Annotated in this window: 11 protein-coding genes; 4 read left to right on the top strand and 7 right to left on the bottom strand. The window is 39.1% G+C overall.

Annotated elements, in window-relative coordinates:
* The first annotated feature begins 11 nt into the window (after window positions 1-11).
* Window positions 12-506 (top strand): tetratricopeptide repeat protein, encoded by a 495-nt coding sequence (locus tag FTU83_RS00460; RefSeq protein ID WP_180004529.1) that lies wholly within the window; start codon window positions 12-14, stop codon window positions 504-506.
* Window positions 507-606: 100 nt separating this feature from the next.
* On the opposite strand, the gene FTU83_RS00455 is transcribed toward FTU83_RS00460, so the two are convergent.
* Window positions 607-1,358, bottom strand: a protein-coding gene (locus FTU83_RS00455) for an IS5 family transposase (protein ID WP_373683053.1) whose coding sequence is annotated in 2 segments (ribosomal slippage) — window positions 607-1,124 and window positions 1,124-1,358 — 753 coding nt in all. Because the reading frame shifts where the segments join, the coding sequence is not laid out codon by codon here.
* A gap of 366 nt (window positions 1,359-1,724) precedes the next feature.
* Here FTU83_RS00455 and FTU83_RS00450 point away from each other — a divergent pair.
* The 3 genes from FTU83_RS00450 (at window position 1,725) to FTU83_RS00440 (ending at window position 4,472) form a co-directional block, all read left to right on the top strand.
* A complete protein-coding gene (locus FTU83_RS00450) occupies window positions 1,725-2,984 on the top strand; it encodes a hypothetical protein (RefSeq protein ID WP_180105465.1) in 1,260 nt (419 codons plus the stop codon).
* On the top strand, window positions 2,981-3,691 hold the full coding sequence (locus FTU83_RS00445; RefSeq protein WP_180105464.1) for a hypothetical protein: 711 nt from the start codon (window positions 2,981-2,983) through the stop codon (window positions 3,689-3,691). Before FTU83_RS00450 ends, FTU83_RS00445 begins: the two co-directional genes overlap by 4 nt.
* 379 nt (window positions 3,692-4,070) lie before the next feature.
* Entirely contained in the window at window positions 4,071-4,472 is a 402-nt protein-coding gene (locus FTU83_RS00440) for a hypothetical protein (RefSeq protein ID WP_180005401.1), read from the top strand.
* 35 nt (window positions 4,473-4,507) lie between these two features.
* On the opposite strand, the gene FTU83_RS00435 is transcribed toward FTU83_RS00440, so the two are convergent.
* The 6 genes from FTU83_RS00435 to leuS all read right to left on the bottom strand — a co-directional run bounded on the left by FTU83_RS00435 (window position 4,508) and on the right by leuS (window position 13,743).
* A complete protein-coding gene (locus tag FTU83_RS00435) occupies window positions 4,508-5,911 on the bottom strand; it encodes an efflux transporter outer membrane subunit (RefSeq protein WP_180005404.1) in 1,404 nt (467 codons plus the stop codon).
* A 10-nt stretch (window positions 5,912-5,921) separates the two neighbouring features.
* Window positions 5,922-7,901, bottom strand: coding sequence for a MacB family efflux pump subunit (locus tag FTU83_RS00430; RefSeq protein WP_180005400.1), 1,980 nt, complete (start codon window positions 7,899-7,901; stop codon window positions 5,922-5,924).
* A 2-nt stretch (window positions 7,902-7,903) separates the two neighbouring features.
* Window positions 7,904-9,256, bottom strand: a complete 1,353-nt coding sequence (locus tag FTU83_RS00425; protein ID WP_180005399.1) for a MacA family efflux pump subunit — start codon at window positions 9,254-9,256, stop codon at window positions 7,904-7,906.
* A 137-nt stretch (window positions 9,257-9,393) separates the two neighbouring features.
* Window positions 9,394-10,377 carry a DNA polymerase III subunit delta gene (gene holA, locus FTU83_RS00420; protein ID WP_180005398.1) on the bottom strand — a complete coding sequence of 328 codons (984 nt, stop codon included), beginning with the start codon at window positions 10,375-10,377 and terminating at the stop codon, window positions 9,394-9,396.
* 9 nt (window positions 10,378-10,386) lie between these two features.
* Entirely contained in the window at window positions 10,387-10,920 is a 534-nt protein-coding gene (gene lptE, locus FTU83_RS00415; protein WP_078192675.1) for an LPS assembly lipoprotein LptE, read from the bottom strand.
* A 201-nt stretch (window positions 10,921-11,121) separates the two neighbouring features.
* Window positions 11,122-13,743 (bottom strand): leucine--tRNA ligase, encoded by a 2,622-nt coding sequence (gene leuS, locus FTU83_RS00410; protein ID WP_180105463.1) that lies wholly within the window; start codon window positions 13,741-13,743, stop codon window positions 11,122-11,124.
* Window positions 13,744-13,871: the final 128 nt, after the last annotated feature.

Genomic DNA, 13,871 nt, shown 5'->3' with positions numbered 1-13,871 from the left:
GAGGTTATCAAATGAAAAAAAGTGTTTTAGTTTTAATGGTGCTATTAATCTGTTCTTGTTCTAATACAAAGAATGTTATGAATGATATTAAAAATAATCAAGAGGATAAGCATAATGTTGAAATTAATGTTTTAAGTGATAATGAGAATTATGAAATAGCTATTAGCTATAAAGATTCAAATCCAAAATTATATATTCAGTATCTAACAGAAGCAGCTCAAGAAGGAGATCCAATAGCACAAGATGAATTGGCGGGCGAATATGCATTTGGAGAAAGACTAGAAAAAAATCCTAATTTATATTTATATTGGGAGGAAAAATCTGCTTTACAAAATTATAGTTTGGCTCAATTAAATTTAGGGTTGTCCTATTTGTTAGGTACGAATGGGTTAAAAAAAGATAATTTAAATGCAAAAAAATGGTTAAATAAGGCTGCTTTAAATGGTGAGGAGGTAGCGCAAGAGTATTTAAAAAGACTTGAAAATGGTGAATTTAACTCTAAATAACTTTACATTATTTGTGGGTGTCTTAAATTATTATAGGTATTATGTTGAGATATTTTGATCATAGTTTTTTTTGATGATATGTAATTACTAGGGTGTGTCCTCATTTGGCTTTGCACCAAATAAATATACAGGCTATACGAATCATAGATTTATAATTGCGTGCCAGTTTATCAAATCGAGTTGCAATAGCACGGAAATGTTTTAATCTCGCAAAAGCATTTTCAACTAAATGTCTTAATTTATATAGATATTTATCAAATTCCTTATTCGATCTCTTACTGTTTGATCTCAATGGAATAATGGGAATCATATTCTTGTTCTTGGCATATATTCTAATGTGCTCAGCATCATACCCCTTATCAGCAATGAGATAAGTTGCCTCGTCTACCGTATCAATCAGTTGTTTTGCAACTTGACTGTCGTGGACGTCACCCTCAGTGATTTTAAAATCAATCGGTAATCCATTCACGTCGGTTGCAAGATGTATTTTTGTTGTTCGTCCACCGCGTGATTGTCCAATTGCTCTTTCGAAACCATGCCGAGCTCCACTTGCATGTTGATGCACGCGTATGTAGCTTCCGTCAATGAATACCCATTCTTGATCCAAGATGCCTCGTAATCTAAAAAAAATTTATCCCACAATCCCTTGCTTGCCCAACGATTAAAGCGATTGTAAGCAGTTTGCCAAGGACAAAATTCTTGGGGAATATCACGCCATGTGGCGCCTGTACGCAGTTTCCATAAGATCGCTTCCATGATATTTCTACTATTCTTTGAACAGTAACAACCGTGTAATCGCATAGTATCTTGAATTTGCTGCCAGATATCATCGGTGAGAAGAGTACGTGCCATTGAAAAAATATAGAAATCAAAAGAGCTTAAAGGAGGATTTTAAGTATTTAAAACCAATTTTTCAAATGAGGACACGCCCTAAAATAATTCTTAAATGGATTTCTTAATGAGGCAAAGAAATCTATTCAAGAATTATCAATTTCGTATGATTGAATAATTGGTGAGTATACTAAGTTGGAAATTAGTATAGATAAAAGTGGAATTGATTTATCGGGATAGCTTTATTAAATTATCATTAAATACTTATTTGGTAATATAATATTGGTATGAATAAGTCTGCACCTAAAATTTATTATACAATCAATCATCATATAATTAAGTTTTTATTAATAAGGAGAAACCTATGATGTTTTTTTAGATGGTGATGTGGTTTTCTATGATAGTTCTTGGGGGAGATTAAAAAATAAAAAAATACAAAATGGTAAGTCTGAGCAGTTGTTTTTACCATACAGCTATAGAGGGTTTGTAAACGTAAAATCAAAAGGGAAGATTATTAAAAGAATTCCTACTCAAAAATCAAAAGATTCAAAGTATGCTGGACCATTATTGTATTCCAGTTCTAATTTTAAGGACTTTGTATTAGGAAGGAAAAATAATAGTAAAGAGGAGATAAATATCAGTTCTCAAGAAGAAATGAAAAAAACTGTTACAAAACTAATGAATGAAAATAAATACAATAAGGTATTGCAAGATGCTTCAGATAATAGATTGGATGGTTATCTGATTGAAATAAAAGATTATCCAGGTATTGAGGAAAAAATATACACAAGTGTGGACTTTCTAAATATGGAGGCTAAGTCTTGCCGACACTTTATATTTGAAATATTAGCATCATTTAATTTTGATGCAAAGTATTTTCCTGCTGGAGCTTATGCAGCTGAAAATTTTTGGTATTCTAGAGAGAATAGGAAGCTTGTTTTAACTACTATTCTTATTCCTTTAATGGAGGGGAGGGATAAAAATGGTAAGTTGCATCAATTAAAATTCTATTTAAAAAGATCTAAGACTGGAAAGCTACTTTTGATATTCCAAGGTAGAGCTGTTTGGAAAAAATATATGAATTTAACTACTATTTCAGTTAATAATAAGAAAGTAACTATGATTGGTGGAATCTATGAGTTAGCACATGATCTAAAATCAAATTTACAAACCTCTCCAATTGTAGGAGCAATTAAAACAAGTGGTAAAATTATTACCACTGCTGTTAAAGGATCACCTTTCGGATTATTTTTAGTGGCCGCTGCTGATACTTTGGAGTGGATACTTAATGATAACCCTGATAAAAAACTAAGCGAACTTTTCGGACAAATTATTATTGACTTCTCAAAAGCTCTAGTTGCTGGGTTGGCGGCTGTGATTGTCGGTGTAGCTGCAGTAATACTTGGTGGTAGTGCTTTAGTTGTAATAGCAGCAGGTGCAATAGCTATGTTAGCGGCATCTTTTTATTTAGAAAAAGCAGATGCAGCTGGATTAGGAACAAGTGGTGTACCTTGGGCACAAATTTCAAAAGATCAAACGGAAGCAATTTGGGAAACTATACGTCAAAAAATTATAAAAATTAGCGTGGAAAATACAAGTAAAATTTCTAATGAGAACCAAGAATTTAAGTTTGAGCCAATAATATGAAAAATATTAATAATGTAAAATTAATTCCATACAATGTTAAGTCTGATATTCAATTGGCTACAATGTTTTGTTATTTTACTGTAATTTTGTTTTTTAATATTATGTTGTATTTATTTGGTGATAATAAAAGCTTGCTATTGTTTTTGAATTTTTCATTTTTAGTTGTTTATTTTCTTTCATTTGTTTTTTTTAAAAAAACATTTTTGGTTTTATTTAGAGATTGGTATTCGTCTTTTTTGGTTTTTCTTAGTTTTGTTTTTATGTATTTTGAGTTTGGTTCAAGATTTTTTAATATATATTTTCTTTTTTTATTTTTCATTATTTATTTTTTATTTGATTTATTTTATTTAATGAAAAAAAATGGAATGATTATTTTTGATGCTATTAATTCTTCATTTTTTGGTCTTGAATTTGATTATAAGAAAAGAGAGGATTATCGTTTAAATAAACTAGTAATTAATAGGAGTTTTTTTCATAAAATATTTTATTTTTTTGTGATTGTTTTTTTTATTTTTGGTTTTGTTTTTGGAAAAAATCTTCCTTATGTTTTTTTTGGCGTAAGTAGTTTTTCTAATGGTGGTAATGATTCTTTTTATGATTTTGGCTTATTTCTAATTGGATCTGTTGTAACATTTTTTTGTGTAACTTATGTCAATATTTTATTTTTATTATATTTTATTAAATGTGTTAAAATAAGGTTTAAATAATTTTATTATCAAGAGGTTAAAATGATTTTTTTAGGTTGGGTGTTATTTTTAAAATAATAGTGGAATAAAAATGATTATTGATTATTTGAAAAATTTATTATAATTGTTGTTTTGATGTATGTAATAGGACTCCCGATTTTTGGGTTTATATGTTGTTACTATAAACATGAGGAAAACCCCAACTATTTTAAGCTGTTTTTAACAGAAAGCAGGTAAATTTTTTCTATATTAATTATCAAGAATATATAGAAAAGAAATGAACAGGTGTGGTTTATATTATGGGCAGTAGTTTTGGGTTATCTGCATTCCATTACGAGAGCTTCGGGCACATATCATCGAAGACGGCATCCTAAAACATACCTTTGTGATTGGCTTTCCAATGATTAGAATATTCCGTACCCAAGGTTTATGGGCTTTTATTTGTCATTTTATAATGAAAGGACCAGAAGAGCTTTATCCGAAACCTCACCCTATGTATGGGACAATTGATACTTTTAAACAACTGATTTATTGTCAAAATGTTCAAGGCGCAAAAGAAAGCTGGAAAGAGACCTGGAAGCTATTTCGGATCATTTATATCTATAATTGGGTTCCAGTATTATTTTTTTATCCCTTTGATGTGTGTAACTTTGTGGCGCGAAGAATTTTATTGTATATCAAACCATTGCCCGTTTGGCATGATGCTGTCATAAGAAAAAATAAAATGAATTTAGAGCGGCCAGAAGAAATCAGTGCAAAAGATAATTTTGAATTTACGATGTTTAAAATGATGGATAAATAAAAAGCCCCTCAGGGCTTTTTTTACATCTAAAGGACTTAAGGCAACTGCTTAATCGGACTGCCACCCAACGCCTGCATTAAAGTTACATAAGCATTATATTGACTCTGTTTGGTTTGAACCAAAGACAGTCGCGCATTACGTGTGGTTTCTTGTGCATCAAGCAAGTTTTTCAACGCAATGGCACCATTTCGATAACGTACTTCAGTCAAACGCTCAGTCTTTTCTGCAAGCTGTACATTACGCTCTTGCAAAGCAACTTGTTGACTTAACTCAGTACGATTGGATAGCGCATTTTCCACATCGGCAAAAGCCTGATACAAGGTCTGACGATATTGAATAATAGATTTTTCATAATCCAAATCACTAATCGCGAGGTCTTTCTTCATATCGTTATATTGCAAGAAAGGCAAACTTAAACTTGCACCCAAAGCCAAAGCAGGGTTTTGTAATAAATTACTCAAAGAGGTACTACTCGAGCCTAAACTGCCAGTCAAACTAATCGAAGGGTAGTAACTCGCTTTCGTTGCATCTTTATTTGCCAAAGCTTTACGTAATCTTAATTCGCTCGCTTGTAAATCTGGACGGCGAGACAACAACTCGGCAGGTAAACCTGCTGCAATCGTCGGTAATGCAATTCGAGGTAAACGCTGTGGCTCAGCAATATTCAGTTGCTGTACAGGCTGATGCAATAACACAGCCAATGCAGTACGTGTTTCCACTTTTTGTTGGGCAATTTGGCTTAAGGTCGCTTTTTGACTTTGTACAGATTGTTCCGCTTGCGTTAGATCTAAACCTGATACGGCGCCAGCTTTGTATTGCACCTTGACCAAGTCATAGGTTTTTTGCGTACTGGCTAAGTTTTGCTGTGCAATACTGTAGCGCTCATTTAAATAGCCGAGCTGCCAATATAGATTAGCTGTTGTTGCAATCAAGCTTTGAGCAGTGGCTTGCAGGTCTTGTTCAGTTGCTAAAGCTTCCCATTTTGCGGCCTCTGTCTGGCTAGCCAAACGACCAAATAAATCTACTTCATAACTAACACCACCGTTGAGTGACACACCTTTTGATGAATCATCACCTGAGTTAAGGTCAAAGTTATGTCCAGTTGAAACACTTGAGCTCACGCGTGGCCCTTGTTTATTTTCAGCCAAACCTGCTTGTAGTCGAGCTTGCTGTAAATTAATACCTGCAACAGCGAGGTCAGTATTGGCAGCTAAAACTTGATTCACCAACTGGTTTAATTGAGCATCATTAAACAATGTCCACCATTGGTCAGCATACGTATCGGCATGAACTTGCTGACTCATGGCTTTCGCATTTTGAAATTGCGTCGGGATTTGTGTTGCAGGAGCTTCATACGGCGTCTTAACCACAGCGGCACAGCCGACTAGGCTACTTCCGAGAATGAAGGCACTTGCAAGTTTAGTTAAGGTCATTTGCATCATTATTTCCTTATTCGCGAGAAAGCGCATCGACAGGGTTAAGCTGTGCGGCATTACGTGCAGGAATAAAGCCAAACACAATACCAATCATACTTGAGCAGACAAATGCAGCAACAATAGACGTCGTTGAATAGGCCATTTGGAATGTTCCACCGGCAAAATGACTAATCAATTGTCCAATACCTAAAGATAATAAAACCCCAAGCACACCGCCTAAGATGCACACCAACACCGCCTCTATCAGGAACTGTTGTAAAATGTCACTTTGACGGGCACCCACGGCCATACGTACACCAATTTCTTGAGTACGCTCAGTCACAGAAACCAACATAATGTTCATGACCCCAATACCACCGACGATCAATGAAATCACCGCAATTGCAGAAACTAACAAGGTCATCGTTTGCGTAGTTTGTTGAATGGTTTCACGGATACTATCGGAGTTTTGTGTAAAGACATCTTGCGCGCCATGACGTTGCACCAATAAGTTCAATATGGCGTTTTCAGCAGCGGCACTTGGATATTCATCTTTCACTCGGACAATGATGCTGCGTACATTCGACTGACCTAGCATACGACTCATGACCGTTGAATAGGGCAAATACACATTCAGGCTATCTGAGTTGCCCATCATGCTTTTTTGTTCTTCGATCACGCCAATGATACGGCTTGGTACACTGCCTAACAAAATCACTTGACCCACAGGGTTGGTGCCATCTGCAAAAAAGGTATTTTTAGTATTACTATCAATCACCACATCTTGCGCTTGCTCAGTCACACTTTCTTTATCAAAAGGCTGACCAGAAGCGAAGTTCATTCCTTTGACATAGAAGAAATCTTCACTCACACCATTCACTGTGGTTGAAGCCTCTGTATCTTTAAAACGTGCTGTAACAGATGAATTGACTGAAGGACTAACGCCATCGACATAAGGCTGCTCAGCAAGGGCTGTCGCATCGGCTGGAACCAATGTTTTGACTTGGGAGGATCTGGAATTATCACCAAAGCCTCGACCTTGATACACCGTGATGGTATTGGTACCTAAACTGCTGATATTTTCTAAAATTTGCTTTTGTGAACCATTCCCAAGAGCCACAACAGAAACCACAGAAGCGATACCAATAATGATCCCGAGCATGGTTAAAAATGTACGCATACGGTGAGCATTCATGGCTAAAATCGCCATACGGAAGGCTTCACCTAAACGATCAACGGCTGAGCGCCAGCTCGAGGTTTTTTTCTGTGTGTTTGGAACGAGTTGTTGTTTTTCTAAAGGTTCATCATCTGTTTCAGGCACATTGGGCTGATCTGAGATGATATTACCGTCAGAAATTTCAATAATTCGCGTCGCATTTTTCGCAACATTATGATCGTGAGTGACCAATATAATAGTATGACCTTTGGCATTGAGTTCGCGCAAAATCCGCATCACTTCAATACCACTATTCTTATCCAATGCACCGGTCGGTTCATCGGCAAGAATAACATCGCCACCATTCATGAGGGCACGCGCAATCGACACACGTTGTTGCTGACCACCCGAAAGTTGGCTCGGACGGTTTTGGGTTTTTTCACCCAGTCCTAAGTCAGTCAGCAGTTGCTTGGCACGTGCATTGCGTTCGGTTGCATCTGCACCGGCATAGATTGCAGGAACTTCGACATTACCAGCAGCATTTAAATCACCGAGTAAGTGATAGCGCTGGAAAATAAAGCCAAAATATTCACGGCGTAACTGTGCCAGTTCATCTGGTTCAAGTTCACGGGTTTCACGCCCCTTGACTTTGTAGCTGCCATTTGTGGGTTTATCTAGGCAACCTAAAATGTTCATTAGGGTAGATTTACCAGAACCGGACTGACCTACAATTGCTACCAGTTCACCTGGGTAAATCTCAAGATTGACCCCTTTTAGAATCTGGACTGTGCTTTCACCGGCAGGGAATTCACGAGTCAGATTCTTGACCTCGAGTAGAGGCGTCTGATTTTGACTCATGATTACATTCTCATTGGGCCGCCAGCACCACCACGGTTGCTGCGTTTCGCTGAATCATTTGAAGTATCAGAACCGTCGGCAATCACGACTTTGTCACCCTGTTTTAAGCCACGGATCACTTGTGCGGTCACACGGTTATTTAAACCAAGTAATACCGGTTGTGGTTGCGCAGAACCATCCGCTTGCAATACACGCACCATCGCAACGCTCGCTTTACCTTGTTTGACCAATGTTTTTTCAGCTTCAGTCAGTTCTAAACCTTTAGGACGGTGTGGATTGTCTTTGTTCGATCTAGCTTCTGCGTTGGCATTTTTATCAGCAGATTGACCATCGGTAGACGTATTATTTCGGCTACGTTGTGGACGGTTCGAGGTTTGTACGGCTGCAGCAGGGACAGTCAAGACATTCTTCGCCTCATCTAAAATAATATAAACTTGAGCAGTCATATCGATACGCAATTTGCCGTCTTCATTCGGGACATCAAATAGCGCATTGTAGTAAACCGCAGTACTTGAAGACGAAGAGGTATTGCTGTTGCTTTCGGTGTTGATTGAGTTCGGCGCAGGTTCAACTTGGCGCAGGGTTGCATAGTGTTTTGTTTCACTGTCGCCCAACGTCGTAAAGTAAACACTTTGACCTTCTTGGACTTTCATCACATCAGCTTCAGAAATTTCAGCTTTAATGGTCATGGTGTCGAGCTTTGCCAATTTCACAATGGTTGGCGCACTTTGGTTGGCGTTTACGGTTTGACCTTCTTCAGTCACAATTGCCACGATGGTTCCATCCATTGGTGCAACAATTTGTGTATAGCCTAAGTCTTCTTTTGCAGTCGCTAAAGTTAAACGTGATTGTTCGATTTGTGCATTAATGGCTGCAATATCAGCTTGCGCAGTTTTATAACTTGCTAGCGCAGATTCAAGTTCTGCACGACTAGTCGCATCTTGAGCGTACATCGCTTGCTGACGTTTATATTCAGCATCGACTTTGGCTAAATTTGCATTTTTTACTGCCAATTGCGCTTGTTGATTTTTAATACTGGCTTCGGCTGTTTTAAGGTCATTTTCCTGACGTACCGAGTCAATACGGGCAATCAGCTGACCTTGTTTCACTTCATCACCGAGTTGCACATACATCTTTTTCACCTGACCAGAAACCTGTGCACCAACACTCACCATTTTGGTTGCTTCAAGCACACCAGTTGCGAGCACTGAGTTTTCAATGTCACCACGACTCACTTCAGCAGTAATATATTGCGGCTGAGTTTCTTTAGGTTTTAGGAAATGCCATGCAGTGACAGCGATTGCCAAAGCAACGATGATGGCTACGATCAATTTTGCTGGTTTTATTTTTGGCATGATTGGCAGTTAAAAGTTTATAAAGATGATTGAATTATAAGATTTAAATACGGATAAATTGTGAACTTTTTGAACAAATAGTAATGATAATTATTCTTTTATACTGCAATGCAAGTTATTACAGCCTTTTCATTAGACTAGAAGAGTCTGCGCCCACACAAGCTGGCAATAGCTTGTTGTACCAAGTGCTCAGGATTTTCATGACCTAAACCTTTTATTGACGCGTCTAAACGAAGTAATAGGGCAGGCCACGTCAAAAACTCATTGGCATTTAAACGGCGTAAAGCTTGTTGATACAGCCCGACCTTGGTCTTCCAAATGCCAATTTGTAAGGCATTTTGTGGTTGCTCAAACAGTTGCATCAGCAAGCGCATTTCCTTGCTGATACTCCATAAAATGAGTGACATCGGCTCACCAGAGGCAATCAAATATTGAAAAATTTTAATTGATTGCGCCAAATTGCCTTGCAGCATTGCATCATTTAAATCATAGGTGGTGTAGCGTGACTGATCTTGTAAGCAAGAGTACAGATGATCAATCTGAATCATTTCAGCTTCAGGAAAAGTATCTGCGACACGCATTAAACTATTTTTTGCAGCCAGTAAATTATGCTCATGATGCTGCTCTAGCCATTGCCAAGCATCATTGGCGAGTTGAATGCCGAGCTTTTGCGCCTCGGTGGCTAAGATTTGCTGACGATCTTTAGGATAGTTTGCAGTCAGTGCAACATTGACCCCATTGGCATCAATGGTTTGGAAGAAACTGGTCTTTAAACTCGCACTGTCTTGCTTCGGCATTACCACGAGCAGCAAGTTGCTTTCATTTTGCTGCAAATAGCTTTTTAACAGTTTTAGCCCATTGGCATCGGGTTTAATGCTGCCATGTGCCTCAATTGCCAGTTGACTAGAAAATAATGACAAGCTGTTTAACGCATTAAAGACATTTTTCCAGTCCGCAGCAGAGCTAATGTCATAACGTTGACGCTCGATTTCTCGAGCGTTCCAACTCTTACGAAATGCATCGAGGAGATTTTGTTCGAGTAATGGCTCTTGACCATGTAGCACCCAGGTACCTTGCGCTTCATCTACACGTTTTAATGCCTGAAGATAGTCAAGTTTCATAAATCAAAATTACTCAGCTTTGGTCGGTGCAGTTAGTGGGTTTGCTTTTGGTAAGCGGTTTGATGAAATTTGGCGCACGATCTGTTGTGCAATGTCATCAATAATCACTTGTTTTAAATATTTTTCTTCTTGGTCATCAGTGTTCACGGTTGCTACGTCGTATTGGTAGCTACGTGTTGCCATCAATGTACGTGGTTCTGTCACAGGGTTACCTTGAGCATCTTCAATTTGGAACGTCACATTCAAGCGCAGTAAAGTTTCAACCAATTTACCATTGAGTTCTAAACGTCGTGGAGTGTAATCCAACACATGTAAGACATAGGCATTTTGATTATTGCTCAATTGCACGCCTGCAGAACCTAAATAAATCGCTAACTTTTCATGTAAGTCATCCGTATCTTCAGGAAGTGCCAATCGCATATTGGAATAGGCTACAGGTACAGCAGCAGGGTTGGTGCCTTTTAAATGAAAACCACAACCGACCATGCCTGCGCTCAGGCCCATAGTTAATACAATTGCAGCAACACGTTGAACCAAGTGCATAAAGTGTCCTCTGTTTCCCGAAGGGATAATGTTGAAATCCTGTGTGGATTGTAAAGTCAAAGCCCGTTGACTCGCAACGGGCTTTGTTTGGGAATTGTTTTTTAATCCCTCCCGACCTCCCTTTAAAAAAGGGAGGAGATCCGATTTTTTGTTGGGAGCGGGAAGTCCCCCTTTTATAAAGGGGGATTTAGGGGGATTAAATTAAACCACCAAATTCACTAATTTATTCGGCACCACAATTTCTTTCTTGGTTGGACCAGTCAAGAATTGTTGAACTTCAGGTAATGCTTTTGCTTGCGCCAGAATGTCATCTTTAGAGGCATCGACAGACACTTCTAATTTGCCACGAAGTTTACCGTTCACTTGCACTACAATCGTTTGTGTATTGCGAGTCAGCGCAGATTCATCTACCGCAGGGAAGCGTGCTGATGTTAATTCGATACCAAACTCAGCCAATAAGGTTTGGCTTAAATGTGGTGCAAACGGAGCAAGTAAAGTTAGAAGGGTTGTGATTGATTCACGTGCAACGGCAACGTCATTGTCATCTTTCGCTTCAAACTTATTGTTTGCATTCAAAAGTTCCATCATCGCAGCAATGGCGGTGTTGAAGGCATGACGACGAGCAATGTCATCACCCACTTTTTGAATGGTTTCGTGTGTTTTACGACGCAAGTCTTGTGCAGCGGTAGATAGTGTCGCTTTGTCGATGTTTGCAGCAGAGTTACCTTGTTCAAGGAAACCAGTTGCTAGGCGCCATACACGTTTTAAGAAACGGTTTGCACCTTCAACACCAGCGTCAGACCATTCTAGTGATTGATCTGGTGGTGCAGCGAACATCATGAATACACGTGCAGTATCTGCGCCGTATTGATCAATAATCGCTTGTGGGTCGATACCGTTATTTTTCGATTTCGACATTTTTTCTTGACCGCCAACCACGACGTCTTGACCATCACCTTGATATTTCGCAGAAATGATACGGCCTTTTTCATCACGTTCTAAATCGATGTCAGCAGGGTTAAACCAAGTCTTCTTACCTGAATCAGCTTCACGGTAGTACGTATCAGCCAACACCATACCTTGTGTTAAAAGGTTAGTGAATGGTTCGTTACCTTGAACGACGCCTTCATCACGCATCAATTTGTGGAAGAAGCGTGCATAGAGTAAGTGCAGAATCGCATGTTCAACACCACCGATGTATTGGTTCACAGGTAACCAAGTTTGACCCGCTTCAGGTTTCACCATACCGTCAGTGAAATCTGGAGATGCATAGCGTGCATAGTACCAAGATGATTCTACAAAGGTATCCAAAGTATCTGTTTCACGACGAGCATCGCCACCACAGCATGGGCAAGTGGTTTCATAGAACTCAGGCATTTTGTTGAGTGGATTGCCTGAACCGTCTGGAACCACGTCCGTTGGCAATACAACTGGAAGTTGTTCTTCAGGTACTGGAACCTGACCACATTTTTCACAGTTGATCATAGGAATTGGACAACCCCAATAACGCTGACGAGAAACACCCCAGTCACGTAAACGGAATTGAACTTTTACATTTGCAAGCTTTTGAGGCTCAAGTTTTGCAAGGAATGCATCGAATGCGCCTTGGAAATCTAAACCGTCAAATTCACCTGAATTCACCAATTTACCTTCTTTAGAGCCATACCATTCTTGCCACTCTGTCGCAGAGAAGTCGCTATCATCTGCGCCTTTCGCATCAATCACTTGCTTGATGGTTAAGCCATATTTATTCGCAAATTCGAAGTCACGTTCATCGTGTGATGGAACCGCCATCACCGCACCTGAACCGTAAGACATCAAGACGTAGTTTGCGATCCAAACAGGAACTTCTTCACCTGTAACTGGGTGCTTAACTGACAAACCTGTTGCCATGCCTTTCTTTTCAGCAGTCGCAAGGTCTGCTTCAGCAACAGAACCCATACGGCATTCTTCAATAAATGCAGCAAGCTCTGGATTGTTTTCCGCAGCTTTAAGTGCCATCGGATGTTCTGCTGCAACCGCAACATAAGTCACACCCATTAAGGTGTCAGCACGAGTGGTAAATACAGTTAAACCATCTGCGTAAATATCTGGATTCGCTGAAGGGAAGGTGATTTCCATACCCTGTGAGCGACCAATCCAGTTACGTTGCATGGTTAAAACTTGCTGTGGCCAGCCGTCTTTTAATGTTTCTAAATCGTCAAGTAATTCTTGCGCATAGTCAGTGATGCGGAAGTAGTACATTGGAATATCACGTTTTTCGACCAATGCACCAGAACGCCAGCCACGACCATTTTCAACTTGTTCGTTTGCTAAAACAGTTTGGTCTACTGGGTCCCAGTTCACTGTTGAAAGCTTACGGTAAATTAAACCTTTTTTATAAAGCTGTACGAATAACCATTGTTCCCAGCGATAGTATTCAGGTGTGCAAGTTGCAAATTCACGATCCCAATCTACAGAAAGACCTAACTTTTTAAGCTGATTACGCATGTAATCAATGTTTTCAAAAGTCCATTTTGCAGGAGCGACTTGATGGGCAATCGCCGCATTTTCAGCAGGTAGGCCGAAAGCATCCCAACCCATGGGTTGTAGCACAGTTTCACCTTGTAAACGGTGGAAACGGCTGATCACATCACCAATGGTGTAGTTACGCACATGACCCATATGCAGTTTGCCACTTGGATAAGGGAACATAGAGAGGATATAACGACGTGGTCCTTCTACTTGGTCGGCAACTTTAAAGGCTTTGCGATTTTCCCAGTCTTGTTGGACTGTAGGTTCAATCGCACTGGCTTGATATTCAGGGTCAATGTGAGTAGTCATAAACGTAAATAGAAATAACGGTTAAAAAGTTTGTGCTACAGCATAGCGCAAAATACGCCTAGAGTGAATTTTGCGATGCTGTGTAGATGTAAATAATTTAAGTCGATATAGCAGGACTTTGGCATGAA

The sequence above is a fragment of the Acinetobacter sp. YH12152 genome, assembly GCF_013418285.1.
GTDB classification, from domain to species: Bacteria; Pseudomonadota; Gammaproteobacteria; order Pseudomonadales; family Moraxellaceae; genus Acinetobacter; species Acinetobacter amyesii.
This window is presented reverse-complemented; position numbering and strand designations above follow the sequence as displayed.

What these genes read in the sequence shown, in the direction of transcription:
- FTU83_RS00460 (WP_180004529.1), top strand. Translation starts at nt 12, where the DNA reads ATGAAAAAAAGTGTTTTAGTTTTAATGGTGCTATTAATCTGTTCTTGT.
- FTU83_RS00445 (WP_180105464.1), top strand. Translation starts at nt 2,981, where the DNA reads ATGAAAAATATTAATAATGTAAAATTAATTCCATACAATGTTAAGTCT.
- FTU83_RS00440 (WP_180005401.1), top strand. Translation starts at nt 4,071, where the DNA reads ATGATTAGAATATTCCGTACCCAAGGTTTATGGGCTTTTATTTGTCAT.
- FTU83_RS00435 (WP_180005404.1), bottom strand. Translation starts at nt 5,911, where the DNA reads ATGCAAATGACCTTAACTAAACTTGCAAGTGCCTTCATTCTCGGAAGT.
- FTU83_RS00430 (WP_180005400.1), bottom strand. Translation starts at nt 7,901, where the DNA reads ATGAGTCAAAATCAGACGCCTCTACTCGAGGTCAAGAATCTGACTCGT.
- FTU83_RS00425 (WP_180005399.1), bottom strand. Translation starts at nt 9,256, where the DNA reads ATGCCAAAAATAAAACCAGCAAAATTGATCGTAGCCATCATCGTTGCT.
- holA (WP_180005398.1), bottom strand. Translation starts at nt 10,377, where the DNA reads ATGAAACTTGACTATCTTCAGGCATTAAAACGTGTAGATGAAGCGCAA.
- lptE (WP_078192675.1), bottom strand. Translation starts at nt 10,920, where the DNA reads ATGCACTTGGTTCAACGTGTTGCTGCAATTGTATTAACTATGGGCCTG.
- leuS (WP_180105463.1), bottom strand. Translation starts at nt 13,743, where the DNA reads ATGACTACTCACATTGACCCTGAATATCAAGCCAGTGCGATTGAACCT.